The 18412-nt window shown below is 71.6% G+C and carries 12 protein-coding genes; 2 read left to right on the top strand and 10 right to left on the bottom strand.

What is annotated here, in order from left to right; all coding sequences use genetic code 11:
- Positions 1-304 precede the first annotated feature (304 nt).
- From AC07BF_RS36100 to eccD, 9 genes are all read right to left on the bottom strand, one after another.
- Positions 305-1990, bottom strand: coding sequence for a ribonuclease J (locus AC07BF_RS36100; protein WP_363586538.1), 1686 nt, complete (start codon positions 1988-1990; stop codon positions 305-307).
- Between the two features lie 170 nt (positions 1991-2160).
- A complete protein-coding gene (gene dapA / locus AC07BF_RS36095) occupies positions 2161-3060 on the bottom strand; it encodes a 4-hydroxy-tetrahydrodipicolinate synthase (protein ID WP_063347602.1) in 900 nt (299 codons plus the stop codon).
- Between the two features lie 228 nt (positions 3061-3288).
- A complete protein-coding gene (gene thyX, locus AC07BF_RS36090) occupies positions 3289-4020 on the bottom strand; it encodes an FAD-dependent thymidylate synthase (RefSeq protein ID WP_363586537.1) in 732 nt (243 codons plus the stop codon).
- Positions 4017-4475 carry a tetratricopeptide repeat protein gene (locus AC07BF_RS36085; protein WP_363586536.1) on the bottom strand — a complete coding sequence of 153 codons (459 nt, stop codon included), beginning with the start codon at positions 4473-4475 and terminating at the stop codon, positions 4017-4019. Before AC07BF_RS36085 ends, thyX begins: the two co-directional genes overlap by 4 nt.
- 7 nt (positions 4476-4482) lie before the next feature.
- A complete protein-coding gene (gene dapB, locus AC07BF_RS36080) occupies positions 4483-5229 on the bottom strand; it encodes a 4-hydroxy-tetrahydrodipicolinate reductase (RefSeq protein ID WP_063347605.1) in 747 nt (248 codons plus the stop codon).
- 14 nt (positions 5230-5243) lie between these two features.
- On the bottom strand, positions 5244-6596 hold the full coding sequence (locus AC07BF_RS36075; protein WP_350887436.1) for a M16 family metallopeptidase: 1353 nt from the start codon (positions 6594-6596) through the stop codon (positions 5244-5246).
- A gap of 114 nt (positions 6597-6710) precedes the next feature.
- A complete protein-coding gene (locus AC07BF_RS36070; RefSeq protein WP_363586535.1) occupies positions 6711-8918 on the bottom strand; it encodes a polyribonucleotide nucleotidyltransferase in 2208 nt (735 codons plus the stop codon).
- A gap of 457 nt (positions 8919-9375) precedes the next feature.
- Complete coding sequence (gene rpsO, locus AC07BF_RS36065) at positions 9376-9666, bottom strand: 30S ribosomal protein S15 (RefSeq protein WP_363586534.1); 291 nt, start codon at positions 9664-9666, stop codon at positions 9376-9378.
- A 209-nt stretch (positions 9667-9875) separates the two neighbouring features.
- Positions 9876-11333, bottom strand: a complete 1458-nt coding sequence (eccD, locus tag AC07BF_RS36060) for a type VII secretion integral membrane protein EccD (RefSeq protein ID WP_363586533.1) — start codon at positions 11331-11333, stop codon at positions 9876-9878.
- A 367-nt stretch (positions 11334-11700) separates the two neighbouring features.
- Here eccD and eccCa point away from each other — a divergent pair, with 367 nt between their 5' ends.
- Both eccCa and AC07BF_RS36050 read left to right on the top strand, forming a co-directional pair.
- Positions 11701-15645 carry a type VII secretion protein EccCa gene (gene eccCa, locus AC07BF_RS36055; protein WP_478334495.1) on the top strand — a complete coding sequence of 1315 codons (3945 nt, stop codon included), beginning with the start codon at positions 11701-11703 and terminating at the stop codon, positions 15643-15645.
- Between the two features lie 482 nt (positions 15646-16127).
- The gene (locus tag AC07BF_RS36050; protein WP_478334494.1) at positions 16128-17540 is read left to right on the top strand and encodes an APC family permease; all 1413 of its coding nucleotides are present in this window, start codon (positions 16128-16130) and stop codon (positions 17538-17540) included.
- A 76-nt stretch (positions 17541-17616) separates the two neighbouring features.
- On the opposite strand, the gene AC07BF_RS36045 is transcribed toward AC07BF_RS36050, so the two are convergent.
- On the bottom strand, positions 17617-18412 hold a 796-nt coding region (locus AC07BF_RS36045), incomplete at its 5' end, for an oxygenase MpaB family protein (protein WP_478334493.1).

The following is an 18412-nucleotide window of genomic DNA, read 5'->3' as shown; positions in this document are numbered from 1 at the left end:
TGGCACGCTGTTGAGTTCTCAAGGAACGGACACTTCCTTCGGACCGCCTTCCAGCGGGCCCTCCGGGCGCTTCGTTCTTTCGTGTTTCCAGCTTATCAGATGTTTTCCGCTCCGTTTTCCGGAGTTTCATTTACCTGATCGGCTTTCGCCTTTCGGCGCTCCCGAACTCTACCAGAGTTTCTCGGGCCGTTTTCCGCGGTCATTCTCGAATTCGCATTCGAGACTTCCTGCGGGGCCGTCCCGTGGGGCAACCCGGAGAACATTACGCACCGGGCTGCCCCACGTCAAACCAGCCGCCGGAGGCTCAGACCTCGACGACGACCGGCAGGATCATCGGCCGGCGGCGGTAGTTGTCCGCCACCCACTTGCCGACGGTCCGGCGGACCAGTTGCTGGACCAGGCGGGGCTCCAGCACGCCGTCGCTCGCCGAGCGGTCCAGGGCCTCCTGGAGCTTGGCGGCGACCGGCACGAACGCGTTGTCGTCGATGCCGGAGCCGCGGGCCTGGAAGGTCGGGCCGCCCACGATCTTGCCGTTGGTCGAGTCAACCGCGACGAAGACCGAGATGAAGCCCTCCTCGCCGAGGATCCTGCGGTCCTTGAGCGAGGCCTCGGTGATGTCGCCGACCGAGGCGCCGTCCACGTAGACGTACCCGGCCTGCACCTTGCCGACGATCCGGGCGACGCCCTTCTCCAGGTCGACGCAGACGCCGTCCTCGGCGATGACCACGCGGTTGCGCGGAATGCCGGTGGCGATGCCCAGGTCGGCGGCGGCCCGCAGGTGGCGCCACTCGCCGTGGACCGGCATCAGGTTGCGCGGCTTGCAGATGTTGAAGAAGTACAGCAGCTCACCGGCCGAGGCGTGGCCGGAGACGTGCACCTTGGCGTTGCCCTTGTGCACGACCTTGGCGCCCCAGCGGGTGAGGCCGTTGATCACCCGGTAGACGGCGTTCTCGTTGCCCGGGATGAGCGACGAGGCCAGGACGACGGTGTCGCCCTCGACGATGCGGATCTGGTGGTCGCGGTTGGCCATCCGGGACAGCGCCGCCATCGGCTCGCCCTGGGAGCCGGTGCAGATCAGCACGACGTCCTTGTCCGGCAGGTCGTCGAGCTGCTTGACGTCGACGACCATGTTGCCGGGGACCTTCAGGTAGCCGAGGTCGCGGGCGATGCCCATGTTGCGGACCATCGAGCGGCCGACGAAGGCGACCTTGCGCTTGTACTCGTGCGCGGCGTCCAGCACCTGCTGGATGCGGTGCACGTGGCTGGCGAAGGAGGCGACGATGATGCGCTTGTCGGCGTTCGCGAAGACGTTCCGCAGCGCGGCCGAGATGTCCCGCTCGGGCGGGATGAAGCCGGGGACCTCAGCGTTGGTGGAGTCCACCAGCAGCAGGTCCATGCCCTCTTCGGCCAACTTGGCGAAGGTCGGCAGGTCGGTCAGGCGGCCGTCGAGCGGCAGCTGGTCCATCTTGAAGTCGCCGGTGGCCACGACCATGCCCGCGGGGGTGCGGACGGCGACCGCCAGGGCGTCCGGGATGGAGTGGTTGACCGCGATGAACTCGCAGTCGAAGGGACCGATGCGCTCGCGCTCGCCCTCCTTGACCTCCAGCACGTACGGCCGGATGCGGTGCTCGGCGAGCTTGGCCTCGATCAGGGCGAGGGTCAGCTTGGAGCCGATCAGCGGGATGTCCGGGTTCTCCCGCAGGAGGAACGGGACGGCGCCGATGTGGTCCTCGTGCCCGTGGGTGAGGACGATGCCGTCGATCTTGTCGAGGCGGTCCCGGATGTAGGTGAAGTCCGGGAGGATCAGGTCCACGCCGGGCTGCTCGTCCTCGGGGAAGAGGACGCCGCAGTCGACGATCAGGATGCGGCCCCCGTATTCGAAGACCGTCATGTTGCGGCCGATCTCGCCGAGACCGCCGAGCGGGGTGATGCGGAGGGCGCCCTCCTTCAGGGCCGGGGGTGCGCCGAGTTCGGGGTGCGGGTGACTCAAAAGACTCTCCTCACGACGCACGCCATATGCCCGGGGTCCTCCCCCTGAAGACATATGGCGTGCGTACTCAGTGTCGTTTTCCTACTGGGTCGGTGCTCTCGCGCCGTCGGTCCGGTCCAGCGGCGGGCCCGTGAGGGTCCGGCGAGCCGGGGCGCGCACGTCTTCGTCTGTTACAGGTGTACCCCGCCGGCGGCGAGATCCTTCGTCAATCGTGCGATCTCCTCGGGAGTCGCGCCGACCAGCGGCAGCCTCAGCGGGCCGGCCGGCAGTCCCTGGAGCTCCAGCGCGGCCTTGGCGAGGATGACACCCTGCGTGCGGAACATACCGCTGAACACCGGGAGCAGGCCCTGGTGGATCGCCGTGGCCTTGGCCACATCGCCGGCCAGGTACGCCTCGATCATCGCACGCAGTTCGCCGGCCACGACGTGTCCGACGACGCTGACCACTCCGGCGGCTCCGACCGACAGCAGCGGCAGGTTGAGGATGTCGTCGCCGGAGTACCAGGCGAGGTCGGAGCGGGCGATGGCCCAGGCGGCCGCGCCGAGGTCGCCCTTGGCGTCCTTGTTGGCGACGATCCGCGGGTGCTCGCCGAGGCGGACCAGCGTCTCGTGGCTCAGCGCGACGCCGCTGCGGCCCGGGATGTCGTAGAGCATGACCGGCAGCCCGGTGGTGTCCGCGATGTGCACGGTGTGCCGGTACAGGCCCTCCTGCGGGGGCTTGCTGTAGTACGGCGTGACGACCAGCAGGCCGTGGGCTCCGGCGGCCTCCGCCTGTCGCGCCAGCTCGGCACTGTGGTGGGTGTCGTTGGTGCCGACGCCGGCCACCACGTGGGCGCGATCCCCGACCGCCTCCACCACGGCGCGGACGAGCTGGGCCTTCTCGGCGTCGCTGGTGGTCGGGGACTCACCGGTGGTGCCGTTGACGACGAGGCCGTCGTTGCCGGAGTCCACGAGGTGCGTGGCGAGGCGCTGGGCGCCGTCGAGGTCGAGTCCGCCGTCGGCGGTGAACGGGGTGACCATCGCGGTCAGGACCCGGCCGAACGGCGTCTGGGGGGTGGAGGTCGGAGCCATGCGTCCAAAGCTACTCGTAGGCGGTGGGGCGGTACCCACACCGGTCCAGTGTTCGGACAGGGGCATACCACGCGAAGCGGCGGAAACAGGCGGTGACATGGGATTCCGGTGCTGCCCGCTCGGGGGTTCGGGCAGCACCGGAATCCGTGTTCATGAATGTAGGGAGCGGCTAGAAAAGCCGCAATCCAGACATGCGTGACACTCCGCCCATATGCCTATCGTCCCAGGTCAGGGAGCGACCCGGCCGTGCTTCTCGAAGGCCGCATGGGTGAGCGGCATGAGCCGCGCCCACTCCTGCTCCATCTGCTCGGCGACCATCTCGATCTCGCGCTGCGGGAAGGACGGCACCGCCGAGTGCTCCCGCTTGGTCCGCAGCGACAGGAAGTGCATCAGCGAACGGGAGTTGCAGGTCGCGTACATCGAGGAGAACAGGCCGACCGGCAGCACCGCCCGGGCCACCTCGCGGGCCACGCCGGCCGCCAGCATCTCCTGGTAGCGCGCGTAGGACTCGCGGTACGCGGCCTCCATCGCCTCGGTGGTGGTCCTGTGCTGCTCGGGGGTGCCGTCGACGAACTCGTAGCGGCCCGGGCGGCCCTGCTGGACGAGCTTGCGCTCCTCCGCCGGGACGTAGAAGACCGGCTGCAGCTCGCGGTAGCGGCCGGACTCCTCGTTGTAGGACCAGCCGCTGCGGTGCCGGTGGAACTCCCGGAACACGAAGATCGGCGCGCTGATGAAGAAGGTCATCGAGTTGTGCTCGAAGGGGGTGCCGTGCCGGTCCCGCATCAGGAAGTTGATCAGGCCCTTGGACTTCTCCGGGTCCTGCTGGACCGCCTCCAGGGACTGCTCCCCCGCGGTCGAGACGCGGGCCGCCCAGATGACGTCCGAGTCGGCGGCCGCGCTGCGGACCAGCTCGACCGTGACGTCGCTGCGGAAGCTGGGGGCCGTCGGTTGGTCGCTCACGCGTTGCTCCTTGCGGGTTCGGTGCTGTGCAGCTTGATGGCGTGCTGCATGGTCTTGCGGGCGCGCGGGGTGTCGCCGGCGTCGGCGTACGCCACCGCGAGGCGGAACCAGACCCGCCAGTCGGCCGGCGCGGCCTCCGCCTCGGTCTGTCGGCGGGCGAACACCGCGTCGGCCGAGGCCCGGTCGATCCGCCCGCCGGTGGTGCGCTGGAGCTCGTCCACCGGCAGGCCGCCCTCGGCCTCCAGCTCCCGGGCGAGCTGCTCGCTGGCCCGGCCGAACCGGACGGTCTGGCGCAGGAACCAGACGCCGATCACCGGGATGACGAAGGCGCACAGGCCGATGCCGATGCCGAGCGGCTTACCGGTGGCGACCAGTTGGACGCCCTCCCCGACGCAGAGGAGGGCGACCAGCAGCAGCACGCCGGACAGGACGAAGAATCCGGTACGGGACGTCATGCCGGGCTCACAGGTCCAGGAAGTGTTCGAGGCCCAGGGTGAGCCCCGGCGTCTCCACGACCTTGCGCACACCGAGCAGGATGCCCGGCATGAAGCTGCTGTGGTGCAGCGAGTCGTGCCGGATGGTGAGCGTCTCACCGGTGTCGCCGAACATCACCTGCTGGTGGGCGAGCAGCCCGCGCAGCCGGACGGCGTGCACCGGCACCCCGTCCACGTCGGCGCCGCGGGCACCGGGCAGGCTGTGGGTGGTCGGGTCCTGCTGCTGCGGGCGGCCGGCCTCGGCGCGGGCCGCCGCGATCAGCTGCGCGGTACGGGTGGCGGTGCCGCTGGGGGCGTCGGCCTTGCGGTCGTGGTGCAGCTCGACCACCTCGACCGACTCGAAGTACTTCGCCGCGGTCTGGGCGAACTTCATGCCGAGCACCGCGCCGATGGAGAAGTTCGGCGCGATCAGCAGGCCCAGCTCGGGGGCCTGGTCGAGCCAGCCGCGGACGGTGGCCAGCCGCTCGTCCGTCCAGCCGGTGGTCCCGGTGACCACGTGGATGCCGTGGTGCAGGCAGTAGTCGAGGTTGCCCATCACCGAGTCCGGGTGGGTGAGCTCGACGGCGACCTGGACGCCGGCCTCGGTCAGCTCCGCCGGCTCGGACCCGCGGCCCAGGGTGGCCACCAGTTCGAGGTCCGGCGCGGCCTCGACGGCCTTGACCGCCTCGGAGCCGATCCGACCGTTGGCACCGATCACGGCGACACGCAGCGTCATAGCGAAATGTCCTCTCACACCAGCAGATCGGCGAGCTTGGCGGCCCGCTTGTCGTTGACCGGTCCGATCAGCGCCAGCGACGGCCGGTACGCGCCCAGCACATCACGGGCCACCGCGTGGACGTCGTCCAGGGTCACGGCCGCGATCCGCGCCAGCATCTCGTCCACCGACAGGTGGTGTCCGTAGCTCAACTCGGCCTTGCCGATCCGGTTCATCAGCGAGCCGGTGTCCTCCATGCCCAGCACGGTGGAGCCGGAGATCTGGCCGATCGCGCGCCGCAGCTCCTCCTCGGTGATGCCCTCGGCGACCACCTTGGCCAGCTCCGCGCGGCAGATCCGCAGCACCTCCTCGACCCGCTTGGGCTGGCAGCCGGCGTAGATGCCGAACAGGCCGCTGTCCGCGTAGGACGAGGAGTACGAGTACACCGAGTACGCCAGGCCGCGCTTCTCCCGCACCTCCTGGAACAGCCGGGAGCTCATCCCGCCGCCGAGGGCCGCGTTGAGCACGCCCATCGCCCAGCGGCGCTCGTCGTGCCGAGGCACCCCGGGCACGCCCAGCACCAGGTGGGCCTGCTCGGTGGAGCGGTTGAGCACCTCGACCCGGCCGGCCGTGCGCAGCGCCTTGACGCCGCGGCGGGCCTCGGCGGGGGCCGCGTCGGAGCGGGCCAGTACCGCCGCGAAGGCCTGCTCGACCTGCTTGACCACCGTGTGGTGGTCGAGGTTGCCGGCGGCCGAGACGACCAGGTTCTCGGGCCGGTAGCGGCGGCGGTAGAAGCCGGCGATCTGCTCCCGGGTGAGCACCTTGATGGTCTCCTGGGTGCCCAGGATGGGGCGGCCGAGCGGGCCGCTGCCGAAGATCACCTTGGCGAACAGGTCGTGCACCACGTCGCCCGGGTCGTCCTCGGCCATCGCCATCTCCTCGAGGATGACGCCGCGCTCGGCGTCGACGTCCTCGGAGCGGATCAGCGAGCCGGTGACCATGTCGCAGACCACGTCGATGGCCAGCGGCAGGTCGGTGTCCAGGACCCGGGCGTAGTAGCAGGTGTTCTCCTTCGCGGTGAAGGCGTTCATCTCACCGCCGACCGCGTCCAGGGCAGCCGAGATGTCCAGCGCGCTGCGCCGCGCGGTGCCCTTGAAGAGCAGGTGCTCCAGGTAGTGGGTGGCGCCGTTGAGCTGCGGGGTCTCGTCCCGCGAGCCGACGCCGACCCAGATGCCGAAGGTGGCTGAGCGCACCGTCGGCAGGGTCTCGGTGACGACCCGAAGGCCGCCGGGGAGGACGGTGCGGCGCACCGTGCCGGCGCCGTCGGCGCCCTTGAGCAGGGTCCGGGTGGAGCCGGGGCGCTGCTTCGCCGCCGGGGCCTGAGCCACGGGGGGTACCTCCAGAGGAAACACGCGTGGGAACGCATGGACGAACGCGGGGGCAACAGGGTGCGGCCCGCACGCCGGGAGGCGTACGGGCCGCAAGGGTCAGCTAGCGGCGCTTCACTCGGAAGCGGTCTCGCCGGCTTCCTCGCCCTCGACGACGGGGATGAGGGAGAGCTTGCCGCGCGGGTCGATCTCGGCGATCTCGACCTGCACCTTGGCGCCGACACCGAGGACGTCCTCGACGTTCTCGACGCGCTTGCCGCCGGCCAGCTTGCGGATCTGCGAGATGTGCAGCAGGCCGTCCTTGCCCGGCATGAGCGAGACGAACGCGCCGAACGTCGTGGTCTTCACCACGGTGCCCAGGTAGCGCTCGCCGACCTCCGGCATGGTCGGGTTAGCGATCTGGTTGATCGTGGTGCGGGCGGCCTCGGCGGCCGGTCCGTCGGCGGCACCGATGTAGATGGTGCCGTCGTCCTCGATCGTGATCTCGGCGCCGGTGTCCTCCTGGATCTGGTTGATCATCTTGCCCTTGGGGCCGATGACCTCACCGATCTTGTCCACCGGGATCTTGATGGTGATGATCCGCGGGGCGTTCGGGGACATCTCGTCCGGCGTGTCGATGGCCTCGTTCATCACGTCGAGGATGTGCAGACGCGCGTCCTTGGCCTGCTTCAGCGCGGCGGCCAGCACCGACGCCGGGATGCCGTTGAGCTTGGTGTCCAGCTGCAGGGCGGTGATGAAGTTGCGGGTACCGGCAACCTTGAAGTCCATGTCGCCGTACGCGTCCTCGGCACCGAGGATGTCGGTCAGCGCGACGTAGTGGGTCTCGCCGTCGATCTCCTGGGAGATCAGGCCCATGGCGATACCGGCGACGGCGGCCTTCAGCGGCACACCGGCGTTCAGCAGCGACATGGTGGAGGCGCAGACCGAGCCCATCGAGGTGGAGCCGTTGGAGCTCAGCGCCTCGGAGACCTGGCGGATGGCGTACGGGAACTCCTCGCGCGAGGGCAGCACGGGGATGATCGCCCGCTCCGCCAGCGCGCCGTGGCCGATCTCGCGGCGCTTGGGCGCACCCACGCGGCCGGTCTCGCCGACCGAGTACGGCGGGAAGTTGTAGTTGTGCATGTAGCGGCGGCGCGTCTCCGGGGAGAGCGTGTCCAACTGCTGCTCCATGCGCAGCATGTTGAGGGTGGTGACGCCCAGGATCTGGGTCTCGCCACGCTCGAACAGGGCCGAGCCGTGCACGCGCGGGATGGCCTCGACCTCGGCGGCCAGGGTGCGGATGTCGGTGACACCGCGGCCGTCGATGCGGACCTTGTCCTTGATGACGCGCTCGCGGACGACCTTCTTGGTCAGCGCGTTGTAGGCGGCGCTGATCTCCTTCTCGCGGCCCTCGAACTCGGGGAGCAGCTTCTCGGCGGCCAGCGCCTTGACGCGGTCCAGCTCGTTGTTGCGCTCCTGCTTGCCCGGGATGGTGAGGGCCTGGGCGAGCTCGTCCTTGACGGCGGCGGTCAGCGCGGCGAGGACGTCGTCCTGGTAGTCCAGGAAGACCGGGAACACGCCGGTCGGCTTGGCGGCCTGGGCGGCGAGCTGCGACTGGGCGGCGCACAGCACCTTGATGAACGGCTTGGCGGCGTCCAGACCGGCGGCGACGACGTCCTCGGTCGGCGCCTCGGCGCCGCCCTCGACCAGCTTGATGGTCTTGTCGGTGGCCTCGGCCTCGACCATCATGATCGCGACGTCGCCGTCCGGCAGGACGCGACCGGCGACGACCATGTCGAAGACGGCCGACTCCAGCTCGCTGTGGGTCGGGAAGGCCACCCACTGGCCGTTGATCAGCGCGACGCGGACGCCGCCGATCGGGCCGGAGAACGGCAGGCCCGCCAGCTGGGTGGAGGCGGAGGCGGCGTTGATGGCCACCACGTCGTACAGGTGGTCGGGGTTGAGCGCCATGACGGTGCAGACGACCTGGACCTCGTTGCGCAGGCCCTTGACGAAGGACGGGCGCAGCGGGCGGTCGATCAGGCGGCAGGTGAGGATCGCGTCCTCGGAGGGCCGGCCCTCACGACGGAAGAACGAGCCGGGGATGCGGCCCGCGGCGTACATGCGCTCCTCGACGTCCACGGTCAGCGGGAAGAAGTCGAAGTGCTCCTTCGGCTGCTTGGACGCGCTGGTGGCCGACAGCACCATGGTGTCGTCGTCCAGGTAGGCCACGGCGGAGCCGGCGGCCTGACGGGCCAGACGGCCGGTCTCGAAGCGGATGGTACGGGTGCCGAAGGAACCGTTGTCGATCACGGCCTCGGCGTAGAACACGTTCTCTTCCACCTGGAAGATCTCCTCTTTCGTACGTCTCCGGGAGAGCGTCCCCGCGCTGCCTGCCGGCTGGCCCTGGCCCTCCTGGCAAGGAGGACGGCAGTCGGGCCGGTCTTCGATCGAAGCCTCCGGGGTGCTCCGCTCGGTCTGCGGGGCTTCCGGGGGCCACTACCGAGGACCGGCGCCTCACGGCTGCCGGGCCGGGACGGGCGGTCCGCGTCTGGACGCTCTCTCGGATGCGGGCGGCTTCCGTTTGAAGCCTTCGGCCCGCGGGGGGGTTCGGGTTCGTCTGCCCGGGTGGCGCGCTGGTGCGCCATCACCGGGCATGCCCACAACCCTACGGTGCAATCCTCGGCCACCTGGGGAGGTACGCGCGAGTTGTTATGTCCGGGCGCCGCGGCTCGGGGTGTCCGCGGCATACGCGCGAGGGGCGGCTCCCCGGTGTGGGGAGCCGCCCCGAGCGGCGGTCTTAGCGGGCGCCACCGGCGGCACCGCGGCGGATGCCCAGGCGGTCGACGAGCGTACGGAAGCGCTCGATGTCCTTCTTGGCCAGGTACTGCAGCAGGCGGCGGCGCTGGCCGACCAGGATCAGCAGGCCACGACGCGAGTGGTGGTCGTGCTTGTGGATCTTGAGGTGCTCGGTCAGGTCCGCGATGCGGCGGGAGAGCATGGCCACCTGGACCTCGGGGGAACCGGTGTCGCCCTCCTTCTGGCCGAACTCGGCGAAGATCTGCTTCTTGACGTCAGAGGCGAGAGCCACTGCAACTCCTTCAGGGTGTACCGAGCGGTCCTGGTCGACAACACAGGACTCATGAGGACTCGGTGTCGTGACGGAGCGCGGCCGGCGGTCTGCGACCCACCGGAGGCGGACACACGGCTGCGCTCGAAGGCCAAGGGTACCAGTGCCGCCCACCCGGCCGGTCGGCGGGCCGGACGGGCCGAACGGGGCGGGCGGCACGGGCCGGCCGGTCAGCTGGTGGCGCCGCGGACCAGCCGGTAGACGTCCAGGACGGCGAGCGCCAGCGGGACGAGGGAGATCAGGGTCAGGCTGTCGACCAGGTCCAGGATGCGCCCCCAGAACGGGGAGACGCCGAGCCGGGGCACCACCAGCGCGATCGCGGCGAGCAGCGCCGCGCCGAACGCGATGGAGGCGGCCAGCCAGACGGTGCGCAGGTCGACCTCGGCGGAACTGGCAGCGCGCAGGATGAACTGCGGGGTGTGCAGGGACAGGCCGATGATCAGCAGGGCCAGACCGAGCAGCCCGGCGATGGTGAGGCTGAAGACCTGCGCGGTGTAGCGGAACAGCCGGGCGCGCAGCATCGTGGCCAGGCCCAGGGCGAGCGCGAGCAGCTCGGGGAACGTCCGGTCGGTGAAGCCGAGGACGGCGCAGGAGCCGACCACGACCGCGGCGCAGCCGCCGACCAGGCCGACCAGGACCTCGTGGCCGCGGCGGGCCTGGTGGGCGATCCGCTCGTACTGGACGGCCTCGGCGCGCTCGGCCTCCTCGTCGTAGTCGCGGCTGCGGGTGCGGGTCTGGCCCGGGGCGCTGAAGCCGACGGGCAGCCGGGCGAAGCGGGCGGAGAGGCCGGGCAGGAAGCCGACGGCCGCGACGGCGGTGATGCCGGTGACGGCGGCGATGTGCCCGGCGGGGGTGTCCGGCAGCAGGACGGCGGCGAAGGTGGCGAGCGCGCCGGCGGCGGCGACCAGGGCGGCGGCGACGAACACCGCGTCCTTCTCGGGGAGCAGTCCCACCAGCAGCACGGCGACCACCAGGACGGCGACGCAGCCGGCCAGGAACTGGAGCCGGCCGGGGCCGTCCCACGGGTGGGCGACGGCGAGGACGCCGCTGCCGCCGATCATGGCGTGCGGCAGGGCGCCGAGGCCGAGCGCGAGGGCGGCGTGGGCGTCCTGGTAGACCCGGGCGCGGACGCCGGCCAGCGCGGTGAGGACGACGGCGGTGACGCCGGCCAGGACGCCGGGCAGGCCGTGCATGTCGTGGCGCAGGTCGGCGAACCAGAGCGCGAAGCCGAGCAGGACGAGCAGCAGCGCGGCGCCGATCAGGCCGAAGGCCCGCATGAGTTCGGCGCTCCAGAGCCGGCGGTCGGTCTCGACGGCGCTGGCGATCGCGTCGGCGACGTCGTCGTAGACGGCCGGCGGGAGGGACTCGGCGAAGGGGCGCAGCGCGAGCAGGTCGCCGTCGCGGACCTGCTGGGCGGCGAGCGGCAGGCCGCTGTCGAGGACGGTGCCGTCGCGGCGCACCAGGTGGAAGCCGGTGGGCGCGCCGTCGGGCTGGCTCTGGTTGGCCAGGCGCAGCACCTCGGGGTAGACGTCCGCGAGCGGGACGTCCTCGGGCAGGGCGACGTCGATCCGGCGGTCCGGGGCGACGACGGTGACCCGGCAGTAGCCGGTCGCGGTGGTGTCGCTCATCGCCGCACCTCGGTCCTTCGACGCACTGGGCGCTCCCCCTTGTTGACGGTGCCGCGGCACGGCGGCGCTCGGTGTGGCAGTGGAACCGGCCCGACCGGGCCGCGAGTTGGCGCGGCGTTACCCTACCCGCTCGGTTCGTGCCCGGCCCCGGTGCGGGCCGGGCCCCCGGCGGGGGGTGCGGACGCGGGCCTGGCGGGCGGTGCGGGGGCGACCGTTAGGATCGGCCCCTGCGCGCGGTACGGGGGGCGGCGCCGTGTGGTGCGTCCTCGCCCTGGCGAAACCCGTACGAGCCGTACGAGTCGTACGAGTCCAGTTGCGTGAGGGCTGATGCCGAAGTGATCGATCGACGCCGCGGGGTGGATGACACATGGGTGTGATCACGGTCAAGCGCCCGGGCCGGGCCTATCCGCCGGCGGTGCCGGACGAGCCGGTGGAGCTGGTGACCCCGCCCGAACTGCCCCGGCAGGGCGGCGAGGACTGGCTGATGAGCATCCTCCCGATGCTCGGCATGGGCGGCTCGGCGGTGTTCTTCTTCGCGCCGGGCGCGGCGGCCCCGATGAAGATCATGGGCGGCCTGATGGTCGCCTCGACGGTCGGCATGGTGCTGGCGCAGATCATGCGGGCCCGCAAGGGCGGTTCGACCGCGATGGCGGACGAGCGGCGCGACTACCTCAAGTACCTGCAGCAGATGCGCCGCCAGGTGCGCCGCACGGCGGAGCGCCAGCGCGGCGCGCTGCTGTTCCTGAACCCGGCGCCGGACCAGCTGTGGTCGATCGTGGCGGACGGCCGGCGGCTGTGGGAGCGCCGCACCGGGGACGGCGACTTCGCGCAGATCCGGGTGGGCCTGGGCCCGGTTCAGCTGTCGACGCCGCTGGTGGCGCCGCAGACCGCGCCGATGGACGAGCTGGAGCCGCTGTCGGCGGCCGCGATGCACTCCTTCCTGAAGGCCCACGGCACCTTGCAGGACCTGCCGCTGGCGGTGTCGCTGCGCGCCTTCTACCACGTCACGGTGTGCGGGGACGCGGACTCGGTGTACGGCAACGTGCGCGCGATGATCGCCCAGTTGACCACCCTGCACTCGCCGGACGACCTGCTGGTCGCGGTGGCCGCGGCGCCGGGCGCGGCGGAGGAGTGGGAGTGGACCAAGTGGCTCCCTCACAACCAGCACCGCAAGGAGGCCGACGGCGCGGGCTCGCGCCGGCTGATCGCCACCGACCTGGGCGAGCTGGAGTTCCTGTTGCAGGACGAGCTGGCCGGCCGCCAGCGGTTCGTGCGGGACGCGGCGCCCGCGCCGGACCAGCCGCACCTGGTGGTGGTGATGGACGGCGCCGGGGTGCCGCCGAACTCGCTGCTGGCGAGCCCCGAGGGCGTGCAGGGGGTGACCGTCATCGAGGTGGTGCCGGGCGACCTGGACGAGCCGAGCGGGCACCTGATGGTGACGGTGAGCCCGCAGGAGCTGGTGCTGCGCTCGGCCTCCGGGGCGACGTACACCGGCACGCCGGACCTGCTCTCGGTCTGGCAGTCCGAGGCGCTGGCGCGGCAGTTGGCGCCGTACCGGCTCTCGGCCGGCGGGGACGACGAGCCGCTGCTGTCGAACCTGGACTTCACCGACCTGATGAACTCGGGCGACCCGGGCTCCTTCGACGTGACGCGCAGCTGGCGCCCGCGCGCCCAGCACGAGCGGATGCGGGTGCCGATCGGGGTCGGCGCGAACGGCGAGCACGTCTACCTGGACATCAAGGAGGCCGCGCTGGAGGGCATGGGCCCGCACGGCCTGTGCGTGGGCGCGACCGGCTCCGGCAAGTCGGAGCTGCTGCGCACCCTGGTGCTGGCGCTGGCGATGACGCACTCCTCGGAGATCCTGAACTTCGTCCTCGCCGACTTCAAGGGCGGCGCGACCTTCTCCGGCATGGCGGACATGCCGCACACCTCCGCGGTGATCACCAACCTGGAGGGCGAACTCACCCTGGTCGACCGCATGCGCGACGCGATCGAGGGCGAGCTGCACCGCCGCCAGGAGCTGCTGCGCTCGGCGGGCAACTACGCCAACATCCACGAGTACGAGCGGGCCCGGGCGGCCGGCGCGGCGCTGGACCCGCTGCCCTCGCTGGTGCTGATCATCGACGAGTTCTCCGAACTCCTCACCGCCAAGCCGGACTTCATCGAGATGTTCATCCAGATCGGCCGGATCGGCCGGTCGCTGGGGGTGCACCTGCTGCTGGCCTCGCAGCGCCTGGAGGAGGGCAAGCTGCGCGGCCTGGACACCTACCTCTCCTACCGGATCGGTCTGCGCACCTTCTCGGCGGCCGAGTCGCGGGCGGCGATCGGGGTGCCGGACGCCTACCACCTGCCGCCGGTGCCGGGCGTCGGGTACCTCAAGTTCGGCGAGGACGTGATGGACCGGTTCAAGGCCGCGTACGTCTCGGGGCCCTACCGGGCGCCGGGGCAGCAGCGGTCGACCGGCGGGCGGCGGGTGAACGCCCGCCCGGTGCTGTTCACCGCGGCCCGGGTGGAGCCGCCGGAGCCGGCGGTGGAGGAGGAGGCGCCGCTCGCCCCGGAGCAGGACGACGCGCTGGTCGACACCGTGCTGGACGTGTTCGTGCAGCGGATGACGGGCCAGGGCCCGGCCGCGCACCAGGTGTGGCTGCCGCCGCTGGAGGAGGCGCCGAGCATGGACCACCTGCTGCCGCCGCTCCAGGTGGTGCCGGAGCGCGGGCTGACCGCGCCCGGCTTCCCGGCGGGCCGGCTGCGGGTGCCGATCGGCATCGTGGACAAGCCGCGCGAGCAGAAGACCGACGTCCTGGAGGTCGACTACGCGGGGGCGGCCGGCCACGGCCTGGTCGTGGGCGGCCCGCGCTCGGGCAAGTCGACGGTGGTGCGCACCACGGTGGCCTCGTTCGCGCTCACCCACACCCCGCGGGAGGTGCAGTTCTACCTGCTGGACTTCGGCGCGGGCAGCTTCCAGTCGCTGGCCGGGCTGCCGCACGTCGGCGGGGTGGCCGGGCGCCTGGACGTCGACAAGGTGCGCCGGATGGTCTCCGAGGTGCACGGGGTGCTGAACCGGCGCGAGGAGCTGTTCCGGGCCGCCGGGATCGACACCATCGGCACCTACCGGGCCCGCCGGGCGGCCGGGCAGCTGCCGGACGAGGCGTTCGGCGACGTGTTCCTGGTGATCGACGGCTGGAACACCTTCAAGCAGGAGTTCGAGGTGCTGGAGCCGGTGATCGGCGACATCGCCCAGCGCGGCCTCGGCTACGGCGTCCACCTGGTCATCACCGCGGCCCGGTACGCGGAGGTGCGCCCGGCACTGAAGGACCTGCTGCAGAACCGGACCGAGCTGAAGCTCGGCGACCCGATGGAGTCCGAGGTGGACCGCCGGGTGGCGCAGAACGTCCCGCCGCTGGCCGGGCGCGGCATCACCCCGGAGCGGCTGCACTTCCTGTCCGGCCTGCCGCGGCTGGACGGCTCCTGCGCGGTGGACGACCTCCAGCACGGGGTGGCCGGCCTGGTCGCCGCCGTCGACGGGGCCTGGACCGGGCCGCGCGCGCCGCAGGTGCGGATGCTGCCGGCCGTCCTGGACGGGAACTCGCTGCCGAAGGGCTCCGAGCGCCCGGAGCGCGGGATCGCCTTCGGCGTGGACGAGGCCGAGCTGGCACCGGCCTTCGTGAACTTCGAGACCGACCCGCTGTTCATCGTCTTCGGCGACACCGAGTCGGGGAAGTCGGCGCTGCTGCGGATGCTGGTCAAGCAGATCACCGAGCGGTACACCCCGGACCAGGCGGGCATCGTGGTCGGCGACTACCGGCGCGCGCTGCTGGGCGCCGTGCCGCCGGAGTACCTGGTGGAGTACGCGGCCGCGCAGCCGGCCATGACGGCCATCGTGGACATGCTGCGCGGGGCCTGCGCGCGCCGCCTGCCCGGCCCGGACGTCACCGCCGAGCAGCTGCGCAACCGCAGCTGGTACAGCGGCAAGGACATGTTCGTGATCGTGGACGACTACGAGCTGGTCGCGACGGGCTCGGGCAACCCGCTGGCGCCGCTGGCGGAGTTCCTGCCGTTCGCCCGGGACATCGGCCTGCGGGTGATCGTGGCCCGCAGCGCGGGCGGCGCCGGCCGCTCGCTGTACGAGCCGGTGCTGCAGCGGATGCGCGAGCTGGGCGGGCAGGGCGTGATCCTCTCCGGCAACCGGGACGAGGGCGCGCTGCTGGGGACGGTCAAGCCGATGCCGCTGCCGCCGGGGCGCGGGGTGTACGTGTCGCGCCGGGCGACCGGCGGGCAGATGGTCCAGACGGGCTGGCTGCCGCTGGTGTGAGGGCACCGGCGCACCGCGCCGGCGGCTACGGACGGTGATCGAGGGGTCGGGCTCACGGGAGCCCGACCCCTTTCGCGTCCCAGGTGTCGAAACGTTACCTAGATCTTTCCGGCGCGGGGCTGCGGTTCCCGCACCCCGCCCGGGGGTTGCGGCCGCACAGGGGGGCGCCTGGGCGTATCGCCGTCCGACTCCACGGACACCTTTGAAAGGTGGCTTGCAACACTCTGTTCACCTTGGATTCAGTTGCAATGTGGCAGAGGTAACAAGTCGGGCAAAGCTCGCAATGACCGTACGTGATCATCGGATCGCATGTCTATGCCCTTCCGCGCAACGGATTCCGAAGCATTTCGGCCATTGACGCAATCAATACGCCCAGGTTCCATTGCGACCCAGGAGCGACCCCACCAGAACCCCGAGCAGACAGCCAGCGGAGGCGATACCGCTCCCACCCACAGGACCGCACAGAGCCGATCGGAAGCCACATGACCGACACGCTTCGCCCGCCACGCGCCGCGACCCCCGCGACGGCCGACACCGCCGTCGCCGTCGCGCCCCAGCAACTCAAGCGCTCGATCGGCGTGGTGGGCGGCACCCTGCTCACACTGTCCTGCGTCACCCCGGCCTCCACGCTCTTCGTGATCGTCCCGGAGCTGTTCTCCAGCATCGGCAGCGCCACCGCCCTGGCCATCGCCATCGGCACCGTGCTGTGCGTCGCCGTCGCGTTCTGCTACTCCGAGCTCGGCACCCTGATCCCCAGCGCCGGCGGCGAGTACGCGATGGTCGGCACCCTCGCCGGGCGGCTGGCCGGCTGGCTGGTCTTCGTGCTCTCGCTGATCGTCGTGATGATCGTCCCCTCGGTCATCGCCCTCGGCACCGCCGACTACCTCGCCCCCGTGCTGCACCTCGACAAGGCCATGACCGGCGCCGCCGTGATGCTCGCCGCCACCCTGGCCGGCCTGCTCGACCTGCGCGCCAACGCCTGGCTCACCGGCGTCTTCCTGGTGCTGGAGGTCATCGCGGCCGGCGTCGTCTCCGTGCTCGGGTTCTCCCACGCCAACGGCGACGCCCCCAGCCTGCTGCACGGCGTGGTCACCGGGGACGGCGGCGCCACCACCACGGTGAGCATCGGCGCCATCGTCGGCGCGCTCGGCATCGCCCTGTTCATCACCCAGGGCTTCTCCACCGCCGTCTACCTCTCCGAGGAGCTGGAGAACCCCCGCCGCAACGTCTCGCGCACCGTGCTGTGGACGCTCGGCATCTCCTCCGCCGTCATCCTGGTCCCGGTCGTCGCCATCACCATGGGCGCCCCCGACCTCCAGACCCTGAGCTCCGGCGACATCTCCGGCATGGTCACCGCCTGGAGCAACTCCGCGGTCGGCACCTTCATCAGCCTCTGCGTCGCGCTGGCGATCATCAACGCCGGCATCGTCATGGTCATCCAGAACTCCCGGGTCCTGTTCGCCTCCGCCCGCGACAAGGCCTGGCCCGAGCCGGTCAACAAGGCCTTCGGCACCCTCGGCCGGTTCGGCTCCCCGTGGGTCGCCACCCTGGCCGTCGGCCTGCCCGGCGCCGCGCTCTGCTTCGTCAAGGGCGCACTGCTCAGCAACATCACCGGCGTCGCCGTCACCGGGATGTACCTGCTGGTCGCGATCGCCGCGCTGCTCTCCCGCCGCGCCCACCACAAGCACGCCGCCGCCTGGCGGATGCCGCTGTGGCCGGCCGTCCCGGTGGTGCTGATCGCCGTCCTCGTCTACGTGATGACCCAGCTGGACACCGAGCCCCTGCTGTGGACCGGCGGCATCACCGCCGCCGCCACCCTCTACTGGCTGTTCTACCTGCGCCCCCGCCAGGACACCCGCTGGGTGATCAGCCTCCCCGAGGACCAGCAGCCCTGACCCCCACCCCTCCCCCACACGGCAGTGGGGGGGGGGGCCCCCCCCCCCGGGCGGGGCCCCCGCGTCCCGGCGTCGGTCAGCGGCGTCCCGCGTGCCATGCGGCGCGGGCCCGGTAGGCGATCGGCAGGTAGCGCAGCCGCTCCGGGAGCAGGGGGACGATCAGGCGGACGGCCGTGCTGAAGCGCCGCAGCCGGCGTTCCTGCGCCGGGCTCCACTCCAGCCCGATCGCGGCGCGGGCCTCCGGCGGCATGTACCCCGCGGTGACGAAGGCCCGCAGGCGCAGGAAGGCCGCCCGCACGGCGGGCCAGGTCAGCCGGAGCAGCAGCCGTACCGGGAACGGGCCGCCCTCGGGCCGGGGCAGCGGCACGTCGGTGGCGACCAGCTCGCGGGCGACCGCGGTCGGCTCGATCTCCTCGGCCAGCATCCGCCCCCAGTAGGTCCAGTACTCCTCGATGGTCTGCGGCATGTCCCGGTCGCGCAGCCCGAGGATCCGGCCTACCTGGAGCCACTCCCGGTAGAGCTGCTGCTCCTGGGCGGGGGTGAAGCGGCGCAGCAGGTAGCGCCCGGCGTAGAGGTAGACCGGGAAGCCGGTGGCGTGCACCCACGCGTAGCAGGCGGGATCGAGGGAGTGGTAGCGGCGGCCGCGGGTGTCGGTGCCCTGGATGTCCTTGTGCAGGCGGCGTACCCGGCGGCCCTCCTCGGCGGCGTCCTCACCGCCGTACACCCACAGCTGGACCGAGCGCAGGGAGCGCTCGCCGCGGCCCCAGGGGTCGGTGCGGAAGACGGAGTACTCGTCGACGCCGGCCGCGATGGCCGGGTGCGCGACCTGCATGGTGAAGGCGGCGGGCAGCATCAGCAGCGCGCGGACGTCG

The organism is Kitasatospora sp. NPDC043950, assembly GCF_056435345.1.
This window is presented reverse-complemented; position numbering and strand designations above follow the sequence as displayed.

Bases quoted from the DNA above. Each gene is read 5' to 3' on its own strand.
- dapA (WP_063347602.1), bottom strand. From the start codon at position 3,060: ATGGCTCCGACCTCCACCCCCCAGACGCCGTTCGGCCGGGTCCTGACC.
- AC07BF_RS36085 (WP_363586536.1), bottom strand. From the start codon at position 4,475: ATGACGTCCCGTACCGGATTCTTCGTCCTGTCCGGCGTGCTGCTGCTG.
- dapB (WP_063347605.1), bottom strand. From the start codon at position 5,229: ATGACGCTGCGTGTCGCCGTGATCGGTGCCAACGGTCGGATCGGCTCC.
- eccD (WP_363586533.1), bottom strand. From the start codon at position 11,333: ATGAGCGACACCACCGCGACCGGCTACTGCCGGGTCACCGTCGTCGCC.
- eccCa (WP_478334495.1), top strand. From the start codon at position 11,701: ATGGGTGTGATCACGGTCAAGCGCCCGGGCCGGGCCTATCCGCCGGCG.
- AC07BF_RS36050 (WP_478334494.1), top strand. From the start codon at position 16,128: ATGACCGACACGCTTCGCCCGCCACGCGCCGCGACCCCCGCGACGGCC.